Source organism: Streptomyces sp. NPDC043870 (genome assembly GCF_056435785.1).
The window spans coordinates 93,204-106,346 of record NZ_JBWKDT010000018.1 but is presented as its reverse complement, the minus strand read 5'-3'; the positions used below and the strand labels follow the sequence as shown (position 1 = coordinate 106,346).

Genomic DNA, 13,143 nt, shown 5'->3' with positions numbered 1-13,143 from the left:
CGTCACCCCGCGTCACCCGCGTCATCGGTGACAGAGACCAACGTCACCGGTGACACACCACCGAGCCCTCTGCGTCACCCAAAACTGCAGGTCAGCAGCATGGTTAACGCAGATGACGCGGTGACGCAGAATCCCGCACCTCGGACAGACGCCAACTCCCGAGAAGTCCCCGAAACCAACCTCCGAGGACCCCATGAGCCGAACCCGTTCCGCTCAACCCGACCCCCGGGCCACTCTCCGCAGCGGCCTGCCCGACCGGTACCTCACCCCCGACGACATCGCCGAGATCTTCGACGTGCCGAAGGAGACCGTCTACGCCTGGCGCAAGAAGCGCACCGGACCACCCGGATTCCGCGTCGGCAAACACCTCCGCTACGACCCCGCCGCCGTGCGCGCCTGGACCACCGAGCGCATGGCCGCCGACGACGCCGCATAGCTCCACCACCCACCACCCGCCGCGAGGGAGGCCTGCCGATTCGGCGGGCCTCCCTCGCGGTTTTGCCAGAAAGGACGGCAGCCTTCATGGCCGGCCACATCCAAGACCGCTGGTTCAAGACCGAGACCGGCCCCAACGGCAAGCCCCGCCGGGTCAAGACCGACCGTCACGGCACCGGCATGCGCTACCGCGCCCGCTACATCGGCCCCGACGGCACCGAGAAGTCCAAGAGCTTCCCTGATGGTCAAAAGCGCCTTGCCGAAAAGTGGCTCACGAAGACCGAGGCCGACATGGACAGCGGCCGGTACATCGACCCGGCGGCAGGGCGAACAACCTTCCAGCAGTACGCCGAGAAGTGGCTTGCCGCTCAGACGACCGAGATGACCACCCGTTCTTCGGTCGACGTGCAGCTGCGGCGCCACGCGATTCCCTATCTGGGCCCGCGTCCGCTCGGATCGTTCCAGCCCGGTCACATCCGCGAGTGGCTGAGTGAATTGCAGCGAGCTGTCCCCGCTTCGTCGTACCGACGCGTGATCTACAACAGCGTCTCAACGGTCCTGAATGCGGCCGTGGACGACGGCCACCTGACCAAGAATCCGTGCCACGCGCAATCCGTCCGGCCGCCCGAGGCGGGCGCCGGTCGCATTGTGCCGTGGACCGCAGAGCGCACCTTCGCTGTGCGGGCCGCACTCCCCGAGCAGTACCGAGCAGCCGTCGACCTCGGGGGCGGCTGCGGACTGCGCCAAGGGGAGATCTTCGGTCTACCGGAGGACGAGATCGGATTCGACACCGGGTGGCTGCACGTCGGCTTTCAGGTGAAGGTCGCGAACGGGCACTTGGTCTTCAGTCCCCCGAAGCGCAACAAGGTGCGAGACGTGCCCTTGCCCGACCGCGTGGCTCAGGTACTCAAGGAGCACAGGGAGAAGTTCCCACCCGTGGCCGTCACGCTGCCCTGGCTTCGGCCTGACGGGCCGCTCGTCACGAAGCGGCTGCTCTTCACACGGATAGACGGCGCCGGCGCTGTCCGCCGGACCGACTTCAACACGCGGGTGTGGAAGTCGGCGCTGGTGGCGGCCGGAGTCATCCCCGAGCCCAAGCCCGGCGAGCGGCACCAGGCCGCCCGCGAGCACGGCATGCACGCGCTGAGGCACTTCTACGCCTCGGTGCTGCTGGACGCCGGCGAGAACATCCGGTCCCTGAGCGCATACCTCGGGCACAACGATCCGGGCTTCACGCTCCGCACCTACACGCATCTGATGCCGAGCAGCGAGGGGCGGACCCGGAGGGCCGTGGACAGCCTGTACGACGCCACGGATTCGGCGCCGGACGGCCCACAGACGGCCCAGGGCCAGTAGGACGCTGGAGGGCCGACGGTTGACGACCGTCGGCCCTCCGGATTGTTTCGGCAGAGAACCTGCGCTGACCTGCGCTTACAGCACCGGCAGGTTCTTCCGCAGCTCGAAGGCCGTGACCTCGGAGCGGTACTCCTCCCACTCCTGCTTCTTGTTGCGCAGGAAGAAGTCGAAGACATGCTCGCCGAGCGTCTCGGCGACCAGCTCGCTGCGCTCCATCAGCGTGATCGCCTCGCCCAGGTTCTGCGGCAGGGGCTCGATGCCCATCGCGCGGCGCTCGGCGTCCGACAGCGCCCAGACGTCGTCGTCCGCGCCGGCCGGGAGTTCGTAGCCCTCCTCGATGCCCTTGAGGCCGGCGGCGAGCAGGACCGCGTAGGTCAGGTAAGGGTTGGCGCCGGAGTCGATGGAGCGGACCTCGACGCGGGCGGAGCCGGTCTTGCCGGGCTTGTACATCGGGACGCGGATCAGGGCCGAGCGGTTGTTGTGGCCCCAGCAGATGTACGAGGGGGCCTCGCCGCCGGAGCCCGCGGTGCGGGCCGAGCCGCCCCAGATGCGCTTGTACGAGTTGACCCACTGGTTGGTGACGGCCGAGATCTCCGCGGCGTGCTTGAGGAGGCCGGCGATGAAGGAGCGTCCCACCTTGGAGAGCTGGTACTCGGCGCCCGACTCGTAGAACGCGTTCCGGTCGCCCTCGAAGAGGGAGAGGTGGGTGTGCATACCGGAGCCGGGGTGCTCGGAGAACGGCTTCGGCATGAAGGTGGCCTGGACGCCCTGCTCCAGCGCGACCTGCTTCATGACCAGGCGGAACGTCATGATGTTGTCGGCGGTCGACAGCGCGTCCGCGTACCGGAGGTCGATCTCCTGCTGGCCGGGCGCGCCCTCGTGGTGGCTGAACTCCACGGAGATGCCCATGGATTCCAGCATCGTGATGGCCTGGCGGCGGAAGTCCATCCCGACGTTCTGCGGCGTGTGGTCGAAGTAGCCGGAGTTGTCCGCGGGGGTGGGGCGGGTGCCGTCGAGGGGCTTGTCCTTCAGCAGGAAGAACTCGATCTCGGGGTGGGTGTAGAAGGTGAAGCCCAGGTCCGAGGTCTTGGCCAGGATCCGCTTCAGGACGAAACGCGGGTCGGCGAAGGACGGAGAGCCGTCGGGCATGAGGATGTCGCAGAACATCCGGGCCGTGCCGGGGGCCTCCGCGCGCCAGGGCAGGATCTGGAAGGTGCCCGGGTCCGGCTTGGCGATCATGTCGGACTCGTAGACCCTCGCGAAACCCTCGATGGCGGAGCCGTCGAAGCCGATGCCCTCGTCGAAGGCCTGCTCCAGCTCGGCGGGTGCCACGGCGACCGATTTCAGGAAACCGAGCACGTCGGTGAACCACAGGCGTACGAACCGGATGTCGCGCTCCTCGAGCGTGCGGAGCACGAATTCCTGCTGCTTGTCCATGAGCCACATCCTTGCAGTTCAGACGGCCTGTGCACCACCGCCAGGGCGTAGAGGGAAGCTTCAGTATCACGACCCGGGGTTTCGCCCAGATTACGCACCCCGTATGACATGCGGCACGCTCCCGCCATTACCATCTCCGCCCATGGGGGGCCTGCGGCACTACCGCATCGCGCGCACCGCGCGTCCCATGGCGCTCGGGAGCGCCGTGGCGACGCTCCTCGCCGCGCTCTTCATCTGCCTGGGCCAGGCGGGCACCGGCGCGGCCACGGTTACCGCCGAGGGAGCGCACGGCGCCGGCACCGGCGCCCACCGGGTGCTCACACCGGCGTCCACCACCCCGTCCGACGCCGAGTACAGCTGTCCGTACGACCGGGGCGACTGCGGCCTCTTCCGGCATCTCAGCCCCGCCGTGCTCACCGCCCCGCCCCTGGACGGGCCCCTCGACAGTGCCGGGCTTCCGCCCGGCCCCGCCCAGGCGCACCACGCCGCCCGGGTGCCGCGTACCGGAGCCCTTCCCCGGGCTCCGGATCTCCACGTCCTTCAAGTGCTGCGGACATGACAGGACCGTTCTCCGCCGGATCCGCCCCCAGGGCGGGCTGTCCCTGTTCCGGGACGCACCTGACGCACCTGACGCAGAAGAAGGACGAAGAAGAATGGCTACCAGGACGAACGACCGCCGGGCCCGTATAGAGGAGATGCGCCGGGCCGAGCAGGCCCGCGAGCGCCGCAACCGCATCATCACCATCTCGGTCAGCGGCCTCGTGGTCGCGGCTCTCGTCGGTTTCGGTACGTACGTACTCAACAAGGAAGGCGAGAAGAAGGAGCAGGCGGAGGCCACCGCCAAGGCGCCGATCAAGGACGAGAGGTCCTGGGACGCGAAGAAGCTCGGCCGCAACCACGTCAAGACGCCGGTGACGTACCCGATGAAGCCGCCGGTCGGCGGTGACCACCACCAGGCGTGGATGAACTGCGACGGCAACGTCTACGACAAGCCGATCCCCGACGTGAACGCCGTGCACTCGCTCGAGCACGGCGCGGTGTGGGTGACGTACAACGACAAGGCCCCGGCCGCCGACGTGGAGAAGCTGAAGGACAAGGTCGGCAAGACCTCGTACTCGCTGATGAGCCCGGTGCAGGACCAGGCCGGGGCGATCATGCTCAGCGCCTGGGGCAAGCAGGTCACGGTGGACGGCGCGGACGACCCGCGGGTGGACCGGTTCTTCACCAAGTACGTGCAGGGTGCGCAGACACCCGAGCCGGGTGCCGCGTGCACGGGCGGGCTGAACGCGTGACCCCGAAGCCGACCGGGACGCACTGGGCCGCGATCACGGCCGTCGTGCTGGCACTGCTGTTCGCGGGCGCGGCCACGGTCGCGTCCGCGGGCGGGGACGGTGCCGCGGACGGCGGTACGGAGACGGCGACGGCCCCCGGGGCGGACTCCCCTGAGGCCGGCTTCGCCCGTGACATGGCGGTCCATCATCAGCAGGCGGTGGAGATGTCCTTCATCGTCCGGGACCGTACGCAGGACGAGGAGGTGCGCAGGCTCGCGTACGACATCGCCAACACCCAGGCCAACCAGCGGGGCATGCTGCTCGGCTGGCTGGACCTGTGGGGGCTGCCGAAGGTCTCGGCCGGGACCGGGCCGATGGCCTGGATGAAGTCCGCCGAGGGTGGTCACGGGGGGCACGGCGGCCATGACGGGCAGGGCGGGTATGGCGGGCATGAGGTCCGGGACGGCTCGCTGATGCCCGGGATGGCCACCAGGACCGAGCTGGCGCAGCTGGCCAAGGCGAGCGGCAGGCAGGCAGAGATCCTCTATCTGCAGCTGATGACCGACCACCACGAGGGCGGGGTCGCAATGGCACAGGGCTGTGCCGACCTGTGCACGGTGGACACGGAGAAGAACCTCGCCCAGGGCATGGTCGACGCCCAGCAGTCCGAGCTGGACCTGATGGCCGACCTGCTGAAGAAGCGCGGCGCCGCGCCCCGGAGCTGACGCCGGACCGGTGCGGGGCCGGCACAGCCGGTAGAGCCGGCACAGCAGGCAGAGCTGGACGGCAGACTCCGCACCCGGTCCCGGGCCGGGCCGGTCCCGAACCGGCCCGGGACCGCGTCCGCGTCCAGACCGGTAGCGCGTCCCGGCCCGGGCCGCTTCCGGGGCCGGTTCAGCCTCCGCCCGCCCAGGCGCGCCACACCACCCGGGGCGGGCGGACCGCCGCACACAGCGGCAGTCCGTGGCCGTCGGTCAGCCCGAGCGTCGCCTCGGCCGCACCCGCCGCCACCAGTTCCGCCGGAATGTCCGCGAAGAACAGCTTCGCCCGCCGGAACATCGCGAAGGTGCCTCCCGCCGGCAGTTCACCCCAGGTCAGACAGAGGAACCGCTCGCCGCGTCGCCCCTGTACACAGGGCCCGCGGAAGTCGGTCGTTCCGTCGGGCGCCTCGACGGTGTCGGCGGTAATGTCGAATACGGCTTCCTCGGCGTCCGCCGGGACCAGCTGATCGGGTTCCTTGCCCCGCTGCGTACCTACGTGCACGTCGGAGAAGTCTCCGCAGTCGCGGCCGGGCAGGTCCCGGCCCGTGATACGCAAGAGCAGCCGGGCCATCGGAAAGCTCCTTCCCACCCGTTCGGGGGAACCGGGTGGCATCGGTGGCATCGGGTGGTACTGGGCAGCATCGGGCGACATCGGATCGCGTGGGCCGCACCCAGGAGGTACGAACCCAGGAGGTACGAACTCCATGACCATCGCCAAGGACATCATGCATCGCGGGGCCCAGTGGATCCCGTCGCACGAGACGCTCGACCGCGCCGCGCAGCTGATGCGCGAACTGAACGTGGGTGCACTGCCGATCGCCGATGCCGATGAACGGCTCTGCGGCATCCTGACCGACCGTGACATCGTCGTGGGCTGTGTGGCCATGGGCCATGACCCCTCGAAGATCACCGCGGGCGACATGGCCAAGGGCACCCCGCGCTGGATCGACGCGGAAGCGGATGTGGACGAGGTCCTGCACGAGATGCAGGACCACCAGATCCGCCGGCTGCCGGTGATCGAGAACAAGCGCCTCGTGGGAATGATCAGCGAGGCCGATCTGGCCCAGCACCTGTCGGAGGACCAGATCGCGTCGTGGGTCGAGCAGGTGTATGCGCGGGGTTGACCCGCTCCTCCCCCGGCATCAGGACCGCCCGGGCCACCGCGTCCGGGCGGTCCAGCATGATCAGGTGGCCCGACGGTTCGACGGCCTCGAAGCGGGCGTCCCCGAGCCGCCGCGCCAGCGCGCGCTGCCGCTCCAGCCAGCGCAGCGCGAACCGCCCCCCGCCCCCGTCGTATGCGGCGAGTACGGTCACCGGAACCCCGTCCGGAAGCGGGAATCGCTCGCGCAGGGCGAGCAGTTCGGCGGCGACCGCCTTGTAGTGGGTGTTCTCCAGCAGGGCTCCCTGCAGCACGCGTGCGGTGCCGTAGCAGCGGCGTACGAGCGCGGCGGGGGCCGGGTCGCCGCCGCCCGTACGGGAGAGCCGGACCATCGCGCGCCGGGTGAGGGGGCCGAGCGCGGCGGGCGCGCCCACGGCGGTCAGCGCCGTGCCGACGCCGCGCGCCACCGCCGTACGGACCGCGGGGGCGGCGGGCACCCGCGCATGCTCCTCGACGCTGGAGTCGACCAGCACGATGCCGGCCGCACGGGCGGGGTGGAGGCGGGCGAACGCCTCCGCGTGGAAGCCCGCGATGGAGTGGCCGACGACGGTGGCGGGCCCTTCGCAGCCGACCGCGTCGAGGAGCGCGGCGATGCGGTGGGCCTCGCCCGCGGCGGACGGGGGTACGGCGGGCGGTCCGCTCAGCCCGTGTCCCGGCCGGTCGAAGCGGACGACGGTGCGGTGCGGCGCGAGCAGGGGGACGACGGGATCCCAGTCGAACCAGCTCATCGCGAGGCCCGCGCTCAGCACGCAGACGGGGCCGCTGCCTTCGACGACGACGTGATGGGGCACCCCTCCGATCTGTACGAAACCGCCCGGCCTTGCTCCCTGCGTCATATGCCCCGCCCCTCCCGTGCCACCGAATACGCCAGTACCGCCAGCCACACTGCCACCAGCAGTACTTGGAGCCGCTGGCCGGCCCCCAGCAACCAGGTGCCGCGGTCCGATTCGAACGCGGCGACGGCGGCCAGGGTCCAGACGGTGGCGGCGAGTTCGAGGGCGACGAGCACCGGCCCGGTCCTGGCGAGCGGCGCCCACCAGCGGTAGCGGCGGGCGGCGACGGTGAGCGCCACGATCGCGGTGACCGCGCCCAGGGCCGCGAGGCTGCTGCTCCAGGCGTGGGCCGTGTGGGTGGCCGGCACAAGTCCGGCCTCCTCGCGGGCGGCACACTCGGGATCCGCCGTCGCGGCGCAGCTCAGCGGCAGCCGCGAGTCGGCGGCGGTCGCGGCGCCGAAGAGCAGCAGCCCGGCCCAGCCGGCAACCGTCCAGGGGCGTTGCGGCAGCCGCACCAGGGCACAGCACGCTCCGGCGAGGACGAGCAGTCCGGCGGCCAGGTCGGTGGCACGGAACAGTCCGCCGAAGGGCTGGTCGGCGGCGGCGAGTTCACTGACGTACGTCTGGACGGGGTCGAGGCCGGTGGGGAAGACCAGTTCGAGCACCCAGGCGGTGTACGCGGCGGAACCCAGCGCGATCAGCAATGCGACAACTTTGGGCATACCGATCGTTCCAGGCATCGCTGACTATGTTATGACGTGTCGTGACGAATCCGTCCTAAACCAATACCCGGCGGGGGTAGTCTGCCGGTATGACGACCGACGGAGGGCCATGGACGGGCAGTTCCTCATAGGAAACGGGTCCGTATACGCAGCGGGTCCGCCCGGACCGGCGGCGCGGGCATCGGCAGGCCGCGGCCGCCGCTGCCCGTAGGCCCGAATCCACCACCCGCCGGACCGTCCCCGCCGCCCTGCCGGTGCTGCGGATGCAGGAGCGCGTCCGGCCGTCCCGTCCTGCCCGGACGGTGGTGGCAGACGCACGCCTTCCCACGCTCTCCTCCTCATCCACAGCGAGGTGCACATAGTCATGCGCATGGAGCCCACCCGTCAGACCTCTCACACCCGCCGCGCCCTGCTCGGCGCCGGGATCGCCGCCGCAGGATCCGGACTTCTGGGGGCCTGTTCGGGCAGCGGACCGGACGACGGCGGCCCCCAGGGGGCCCCGGGCGCCAGGCCGGAGAAAGCAGCCTCGCCGGACGGCAGGAAGACCGACCCCTCGGAAACACCGCGCGAGGGGGGACGGGTCCACAGCCGCACCCTCACCGCCACCCCGACCACGGTCGAGCTGGGCGCCGGGCGCACCTTCAGGTCCTGGACGTACAACGGCCAACTGCCGGGCCGGGCGTTCCGGATCACCGCGGGCGACACTCTGGCACTCACCCTCGCCAACCATCTGCCGGTGCCGACCACGGTGCACTGGCACGGCATCGCCCTGAGCAACCGCATGGACGGCGTGCCGTACGTCACGCAGCCGCCCGTCAAGCCGGGCGGGGCGCACGACTACCGCTTCGAGGTGCCGCATCCCGGGACGTACTGGTTCCATCCCCACATGGGCGTGCAGGTCGACCGCGGGATGTACTCACCACTGATCGTGGACGACCCGCGGGAGCCGCTCGCGTACGACCACGAGTGGATCGTCATCCTGGACGACTGGATCGACGGGGTGGGCGGCTCCACCCCCGACGATGTCCTCGCCCAGCTCCGCAAGGGCAGGCCCGCCATGGGCCACGGCGCCGGGCACGACGACCACGACGGGCACGACGGCCACGAGCGGGCGCCTTCCGGGCCGGTGGGAGCCGGTGGCGGGGGGCTGGCGATGGCGCAGGTACCGGACGGGAAAGCCCCCTCACCGTCGCCGTACCGCGGAAACGGCCCAAAACGGCTGATGACGGGCGCCACGAGCAAGCTGCTCGGCGGCCACGCGGGCGATGTCGCCTACCCGCACTATCTGATCAACGGGCGCACGGCGGACGATCCCACACAGTTCAAGGCCAAGCCCGGCGACCGGATCCGGCTGCGCATCATCAACGCCGGCGGTGAATCGGCCTTCCGGGTGGCGCTCGGCGGCCACGAGCTGACGGTCACCCACACCGACGGCTATCCCGTCCGGCACCACAGGACCGACGCACTGCTCATCGGCATGGCCGAGCGGTACGACGTGATGGTCACCGCGAAGGACGGGGTCTTTCCGCTCACCGCGCTCGCCGAGGGCAAGAGGGGCTCGGCGATGGCCGTCCTGCGCACGGGAAGCGGGCCGGTCCCCGAACCGTCCACGCGCCCCGCGGAGCTGGACCGGAAGATCCTGACGTCGGCCGCCCGCCTCCGGCCGGACGAGTCCGTGGCCCTGTCCCGGCGCCGCCCCGACCGCCTCCTCAAGTTCAAGCTGACCGGCGGCATGAAGAAGTACGACTGGGGCATCGACCACAAGCCCTACGACCCGGACACGCTCCACAGGGTCGAACGCGGCGAGCGGGTCCGACTGGTGATCATCAACGCCACGGACATGTGGCATCCCGTACATCTGCACGGCCACACCTACGCCCTGACCGGCGTCAACGGACGTGGCGCCCGCAAGGACACGGCGATCCTGCTGCCGCACCACAAGCTGGTGGCGGACTTCGACGCGGACAATCCCGGCCTGTGGATGCTGCACTGCCACAACATCTACCACTCGGAGTCCGGGATGATGACGACGCTCGCGTACGACTAGCTGGGCACGCCGGGACCGTTCCGGGGAGGGGTCGGCGCCTCTCCCCGGGGCGCCGCCCGGCGGGCACCGGGAGTGGGGCGGCCCACACCCCCGCCCCAGGACATCGCGTCAGAGAGACGATTACACTGGGCCCGTGCCTCAACTACGCCTCGCTCTGAATCAGATCGACTCGACCGTCGGCGATCTCGCCGGCAACGCCGAGTCGATCGTGCACTGGACCCGGCACGCCGCCGAGCAGGGGGCGCACCTCGTCGCGTTCCCCGAGATGGTGCTGACCGGCTACCCCGTCGAGGACCTGGCCCTGCGGTCGTCCTTCGTCGAGGCGTCACGGGCCGCCCTGCGCGCGCTCGCACTGCGGCTCGCCGACGAGGGGTACGGGGAGATCCCCGTGATCGTCGGCTATCTCGACCGTTCGGAGAAGGCCCAGCCGCGGTTCGGGCAGCCCGCCGGCGCCCCGCAGAACGCCGCCGCGGTGCTGCACCGCGGCACGGTGGTGCTGACGTTCGCCAAGCACCACCTGCCCAACTACGGCGTCTTCGACGAGTTCCGGTACTTCGTACCGGGCGACACCATGCCGGTCATCCGCGTCCACGGCATCGACGTCGCGCTCGCCATCTGCGAGGACCTCTGGCAGGACGGCGGCCGCGTCCCGGCCACCCGTTCGGCCGAGGCCGGGCTGCTGGTCTCGATCAACGCCTCGCCGTACGAGCAGAACAAGGACGACACCCGCCTGGAGCTGGTCCGCAAGCGCGCCCAGGAGGCCGGCTGCACGACCGCGTACCTCGCGATGATCGGCGGCCAGGACGAGCTTGTCTTCGACGGGGACTCGATCGTCGTCGACAAGGACGGCGAGGTCATCGCGCGCGCTCCGCAGTTCGCCGAGGGCAGCGTGATCCTCGACCTCGACCTGCCGGCCGCCTCCGCCGAGCCCCCTACGGGCATCGTCGACGACGGCCTGGCCATCGAGCGGGTCGTCCTCTCCGAGGAGCCGCTCCCGGCGTACGAGCCGGAGCTGACAGGCGGTTACGCCGAGCGCCTCGACGACGACGAGGAGGTGTACTCCGCGCTGGTCGTCGGCCTGCGCGCGTACGCCGCCAAGAACGGTTTCCGGTCCGTGCTGATCGGCCTCTCCGGAGGAATCGATTCAGCGCTTGTCGCCGCGATCGCGTGCGACGCGCTCGGCGCGCAGAACGTGTACGGCATCTCCATGCCGTCCAAGTACTCCTCGGACCACTCCAGGGGCGACGCCGCAGAGCTGGCCCGCCGCACGGGCCTCAACTTCCGGACCGTACCGATCGCTCCGATGTTCGACGCGTACATGGGCTCGCTCGGTCTCACCGGTCTCGCCGAGGAGAACCTCCAGTCGCGGCTGCGCGGCACGATGCTGATGGCGGTCTCCAACCAGGAGGGCCACATCGTGCTCGCGCCGGGCAACAAGTCCGAGCTGGCGGTGGGCTATTCGACGCTGTACGGCGACTCGGTCGGCGCGTACGGCCCGATCAAGGACGTCTACAAGACCTCGATCTTCCGGCTCGCGAAATGGCGCAACCGGGCGGCCGAGGAGCGCGGGCAGACCCCGCCGATCCCGGAGAACTCGATCGTCAAGCCGCCGAGCGCCGAGCTCCGCCCGGACCAGGTCGACACCGACTCCCTCCCGGACTACCACGTCCTGGACCGGATCCTGGAGCTGTACGTCGACCGCGACCAGGGCAAGGACGCGATCGTGGCGGCCGGTTACGACGAGGAGCTGGTCGCGAGGACCCTGCGGCTCGTCGACACGGCCGAGTACAAGCGCCGCCAGTACCCGCCGGGTACCAAGATCTCGACGAAGGTCTTCGGCAAGGACCGGCGCCTGCCGATCACGAACCGCTGGCGGGAGACGACGACGCACTGACCTGGTGGTCCGCCGCCGTGAGGGGGCTTCCCGCGACGACGCGGGAGGTCCCCTTCGTCGTACGGTCCAGCAGTCCGGCGGTCGCCGCGACGGCGAGGCCGACGACGGCGAGGGCCGCGCCGACCAGCGTCGGCGAGGTCCAGCCCCAGCCGGCGGCGATCGCCGCGCCGCCGAGCCAGGCACCGCCCGCGTTGGCGAGGTTGAATGCGGAGTGGTTGGAGGCGGCGGCCAGGGTGGGGGCGTCCTGGGCCTTGTTCATCACCAGCATCTGGAGCGGGGTGGTGGTCATGAAGCCGACGGCCCCGATGAGGACGACCGTGGTGAGGGCCGCCCACGGAAGGTGGACGGTGAAGCGGAAGACGGCCAGCACGAGGGCGAGGGCGCCGAGCGAGCCGTACAGCGTGGGACGCAGGGCCCGGTCGGTGAGCGGGCCGGCCACGAGTGCGCCGAGCGTCATACCGATGCCGAAGAGGGCGAGGACGAGCGTGACGGAGGACTCGCCGAGGCCCATCACCTCGGTCGTCATGGACGCCAGGTACGAGTAGACGGCGAAGACTCCCGCGAAGCCGAAGACCGCGGTGAGCAGGCCGAGCAGCACCTGCCGGTCGCCGAGGGCACGGAGCTCGCGGCCGAGGCTCTGGTGGGCGTCGACGGGTACGTACGGAACGAGCCGCGCGAGTGCGGCCATGGCCACCAGGCCGATCGCGGTGACCACGAGGAACGTGGCACGCCAGCCGAGGTGCTGGCCGAGCAGGGTGGCGGCCGGTACGCCGACGATGTTGGCGACGGTGAGGCCGAGGAACATCGTGGCGACCGCCCGCGCCTGCCGCCCCTCGGCGACGAGGCGGGCGGCGACGACCGCGCCGACCCCGAAGAACGCGCCGTGCGGCAGCCCGGCGAGGACGCGGCCCGCGAGGAGGGTGCCGAAGCTGGGGGCGAGCGCGGAGGCGAGGTTGCCGACGGTGAAGAGCGCCATCAGGAGCAGGAGCATCCGCGTGCGCGGGACCCGGGAGCCGAGGGCGGTGAGCAGCGGGGCCCCGATGACGACACCGATCGCGTACGCGGCGACGAGGTGTCCGGCGGTGGGAACGGAGGTGCCGAGATCGTCGGCGACGTTGGGCAGCAGGCCCATCATCACGAATTCGGTGGTGCCGATGCCGAAGGCGGAGACGGCGAGCGCGAGCAGCGCCAGGGGCATGGGAGAGCCTTTCCCGGGTTAGTTCTTCTACGAAACAAAGGCTCTCAGATGGATCGTTCCTGCACGTGAACGGGTGGTTGCGGAGGGATT

The 13,143-nt window shown here is 70.6% G+C and carries 13 protein-coding genes; 8 read left to right on the top strand and 5 right to left on the bottom strand.

What is annotated here, in order from left to right:
* The first annotated feature begins 193 nt into the window (after nt 1–193).
* Complete coding sequence (locus tag AC0699_RS22515; RefSeq protein ID WP_478662998.1) at nt 194–436, top strand: helix-turn-helix domain-containing protein; 243 nt, start codon at nt 194–196, stop codon at nt 434–436.
* 86 nt (nt 437–522) lie between these two features.
* Nucleotides 523–1,791 (top strand): tyrosine-type recombinase/integrase, encoded by a 1,269-nt coding sequence (locus tag AC0699_RS22510; RefSeq protein WP_478662995.1) that lies wholly within the window; start codon nt 523–525, stop codon nt 1,789–1,791.
* A gap of 75 nt (nt 1,792–1,866) precedes the next feature.
* On the opposite strand, the gene AC0699_RS22505 is transcribed toward AC0699_RS22510, so the two are convergent.
* Nucleotides 1,867–3,228: a glutamine synthetase family protein gene (locus AC0699_RS22505; protein ID WP_453666887.1), complete on the bottom strand. Its 1,362-nt coding sequence runs from the start codon at nt 3,226–3,228 to the stop codon at nt 1,867–1,869.
* Nucleotides 3,229–3,370: 142 nt separating this feature from the next.
* Here AC0699_RS22505 and AC0699_RS22500 point away from each other — a divergent pair, with 142 nt between their 5' ends.
* The 3 genes from AC0699_RS22500 to AC0699_RS22490 all read left to right on the top strand — a co-directional run bounded on the left by AC0699_RS22500 (nt 3,371) and on the right by AC0699_RS22490 (nt 5,224).
* Complete coding sequence (locus tag AC0699_RS22500) at nt 3,371–3,787, top strand: hypothetical protein (protein WP_478662992.1); 417 nt, start codon at nt 3,371–3,373, stop codon at nt 3,785–3,787.
* A gap of 94 nt (nt 3,788–3,881) precedes the next feature.
* A complete protein-coding gene (locus AC0699_RS22495) occupies nt 3,882–4,520 on the top strand; it encodes a DUF3105 domain-containing protein (RefSeq protein ID WP_478662990.1) in 639 nt (212 codons plus the stop codon).
* Nucleotides 4,517–5,224 (top strand): DUF305 domain-containing protein, encoded by a 708-nt coding sequence (locus AC0699_RS22490; protein WP_478662988.1) that lies wholly within the window; start codon nt 4,517–4,519, stop codon nt 5,222–5,224. The genes AC0699_RS22495 and AC0699_RS22490 overlap by 4 nt, the downstream gene beginning before the upstream one ends.
* A 169-nt stretch (nt 5,225–5,393) precedes the next feature.
* Here AC0699_RS22490 and AC0699_RS22485 read toward each other — a convergent pair whose 3' ends face one another.
* Nucleotides 5,394–5,831, bottom strand: a complete 438-nt coding sequence (locus tag AC0699_RS22485) for a DUF5990 family protein (protein WP_478662986.1) — start codon at nt 5,829–5,831, stop codon at nt 5,394–5,396.
* Between the two features lie 133 nt (nt 5,832–5,964).
* Between AC0699_RS22485 and AC0699_RS22480 the strand changes: the two genes are divergently transcribed.
* On the top strand, nt 5,965–6,384 hold the full coding sequence (locus AC0699_RS22480; RefSeq protein ID WP_453666896.1) for a CBS domain-containing protein: 420 nt from the start codon (nt 5,965–5,967) through the stop codon (nt 6,382–6,384).
* Here the strand turns inward: AC0699_RS22480 and AC0699_RS22475 are convergent.
* Together AC0699_RS22475 and AC0699_RS22470 are read right to left on the bottom strand one after the other, a co-directional pair.
* Entirely contained in the window at nt 6,305–7,255 is a 951-nt protein-coding gene (locus AC0699_RS22475) for an alpha/beta fold hydrolase (RefSeq protein WP_478662983.1), read from the bottom strand. The two genes, AC0699_RS22480 and AC0699_RS22475, sit on opposite strands and share 80 nt — an antisense overlap.
* On the bottom strand, nt 7,252–7,932 hold the full coding sequence (locus AC0699_RS22470; protein WP_478662981.1) for a DUF998 domain-containing protein: 681 nt from the start codon (nt 7,930–7,932) through the stop codon (nt 7,252–7,254). Before AC0699_RS22470 ends, AC0699_RS22475 begins: the two co-directional genes overlap by 4 nt.
* A gap of 352 nt (nt 7,933–8,284) precedes the next feature.
* Between AC0699_RS22470 and AC0699_RS22465 the strand changes: the two genes are divergently transcribed.
* Nucleotides 8,285–9,961 carry a multicopper oxidase family protein gene (locus tag AC0699_RS22465; RefSeq protein ID WP_478662978.1) on the top strand — a complete coding sequence of 559 codons (1,677 nt, stop codon included), beginning with the start codon at nt 8,285–8,287 and terminating at the stop codon, nt 9,959–9,961.
* A 133-nt stretch (nt 9,962–10,094) separates the two neighbouring features.
* Entirely contained in the window at nt 10,095–11,855 is a 1,761-nt protein-coding gene (locus AC0699_RS22460) for an NAD+ synthase (protein ID WP_478662976.1), read from the top strand.
* On the opposite strand, the gene AC0699_RS22455 is transcribed toward AC0699_RS22460, so the two are convergent.
* Nucleotides 11,821–13,053 carry an MFS transporter gene (locus AC0699_RS22455; RefSeq protein WP_478662972.1) on the bottom strand — a complete coding sequence of 411 codons (1,233 nt, stop codon included), beginning with the start codon at nt 13,051–13,053 and terminating at the stop codon, nt 11,821–11,823. The two genes, AC0699_RS22460 and AC0699_RS22455, sit on opposite strands and share 35 nt — an antisense overlap.
* Between the last annotated feature and the right edge of the window lie 90 nt (nt 13,054–13,143).

Excerpts from the sequence above, each read along its gene's own strand:
- AC0699_RS22465 (WP_478662978.1), top strand. The coding sequence starts at position 8,285 with ATGGAGCCCACCCGTCAGACCTCTCACACCCGCCGCGCCCTGCTCGGC.
- AC0699_RS22485 (WP_478662986.1), bottom strand. The coding sequence starts at position 5,831 with ATGGCCCGGCTGCTCTTGCGTATCACGGGCCGGGACCTGCCCGGCCGC.
- AC0699_RS22500 (WP_478662992.1), top strand. The coding sequence starts at position 3,371 with ATGGGGGGCCTGCGGCACTACCGCATCGCGCGCACCGCGCGTCCCATG.
- AC0699_RS22505 (WP_453666887.1), bottom strand. The coding sequence starts at position 3,228 with ATGGACAAGCAGCAGGAATTCGTGCTCCGCACGCTCGAGGAGCGCGAC.
- AC0699_RS22515 (WP_478662998.1), top strand. The coding sequence starts at position 194 with ATGAGCCGAACCCGTTCCGCTCAACCCGACCCCCGGGCCACTCTCCGC.
- AC0699_RS22510 (WP_478662995.1), top strand. The coding sequence starts at position 523 with ATGGCCGGCCACATCCAAGACCGCTGGTTCAAGACCGAGACCGGCCCC.
- AC0699_RS22475 (WP_478662983.1), bottom strand. The coding sequence starts at position 7,255 with ATGACGCAGGGAGCAAGGCCGGGCGGTTTCGTACAGATCGGAGGGGTG.
- AC0699_RS22455 (WP_478662972.1), bottom strand. The coding sequence starts at position 13,053 with ATGCCCCTGGCGCTGCTCGCGCTCGCCGTCTCCGCCTTCGGCATCGGC.
- AC0699_RS22480 (WP_453666896.1), top strand. The coding sequence starts at position 5,965 with ATGACCATCGCCAAGGACATCATGCATCGCGGGGCCCAGTGGATCCCG.
- AC0699_RS22495 (WP_478662990.1), top strand. The coding sequence starts at position 3,882 with ATGGCTACCAGGACGAACGACCGCCGGGCCCGTATAGAGGAGATGCGC.
- AC0699_RS22470 (WP_478662981.1), bottom strand. The coding sequence starts at position 7,932 with ATGCCTGGAACGATCGGTATGCCCAAAGTTGTCGCATTGCTGATCGCG.